General features: G+C 68.5%; 1 protein-coding gene and 1 pseudogene. One reads left to right on the top strand and one right to left on the bottom strand.

Features of this window, described 5'->3' with window-relative positions; translation table 11 throughout:
- Nucleotides 1-10: 10 nt before the first annotated feature.
- Nucleotides 11-337, bottom strand: a complete 327-nt coding sequence (locus D7W79_RS42235) for a cupin domain-containing protein (RefSeq protein ID WP_120530776.1) — start codon at nucleotides 335-337, stop codon at nucleotides 11-13.
- A 38-nt stretch (nucleotides 338-375) separates the two neighbouring features.
- Here D7W79_RS42235 and D7W79_RS42230 point away from each other — a divergent pair.
- Nucleotides 376-987 (top strand): annotated as a pseudogene (locus D7W79_RS42230) (CAF17-like 4Fe-4S cluster assembly/insertion protein YgfZ); the annotation flags it as partial.

Genomic DNA, 987 nt, shown 5'->3' with positions numbered 1-987 from the left:
GCCTTCTTGCTCATGCGTGCTCCGGAGGCGGGGTCATCAGGACGAGGAGGCGGGCGTTGTCCGGGCCGTCGTTGACGACGCCGTGTTCGGTGCCCGCGGGGGCGAAGAGGGTGGAACCGGGGCCATGCGTCGCTTCCTCGTCGCCGATGCGGAAGCGGCAGCTTCCCTCCAGCACGAGGTACACCTTGTCGGACGTGGCATGCCGGTGGGGCTTCTGCGCCTGACCCGGGGTCAGGCAGTAGACGTCGAGGAAGAAGCGACCGGACTGGAAGACGGTGTGCTTCTGGAGCTTCTCCATGGAGAAGCCCTGGAAGGCCGAAAGCTGCTTCACATCCATCGTGGCATCCGCTCCTGCGCCTCTATATAGCGACGGGCATGGAACCGCTGACGCTGCATTTTGTTCACGAGCGGGTGGGTGCCCGCTTCATTCCGGTGGGCGGCCGTGAAGTCGTGGCCGGGTATGGAGACGTGGGCGCGGAGTATGGCGCGGCACGCGACGCCGTTGCACTGCACGATGCGTCCTACCGCGAAATCCTCCGGATAACGGGGGAGGATCGCGCCTCCTTCCTCCACGGCATGGTGACCCAGGAGGTGAAGAACCTCCCGGTCGGCTCGGCCGCCTATGCCGCCTTCATCACGGTGAAGGGCGCCATGGTGGGAGATGCACGCATCCTCAAACGGGAGGACGACCTCCTGCTGGACCTGGAGCCCGGCCTGGGCGCCAAGGTGCGGGAGTTCCTGGACAAGTACCTCATCTCCGAGGACGCGGAGCTGCACGACGGCACCCCGGAATGGGGCTGGCTGAAGCTGCTCGGCCCCCGGACGGCCGGGGTGCTGGCCGCCGTCCTGGGCGGCCCCTTGGAGCTTCCGGCCCCCCTGTCCAGCCGCAAGGCGGCCATCGCCGGGCAGGACGTGTGGCTCCTGGGGACGGCGCTGCCGGGCGGGCTGTCCGGGGTGGATGTCCTGGTGCCGCGCGCGGGGCTGGAG

Source organism: Corallococcus exercitus (genome assembly GCF_003611585.1).
Lineage (GTDB): Bacteria > Myxococcota > Myxococcia > Myxococcales > Myxococcaceae > Corallococcus > Corallococcus exercitus.
This window is presented reverse-complemented; position numbering and strand designations above follow the sequence as displayed.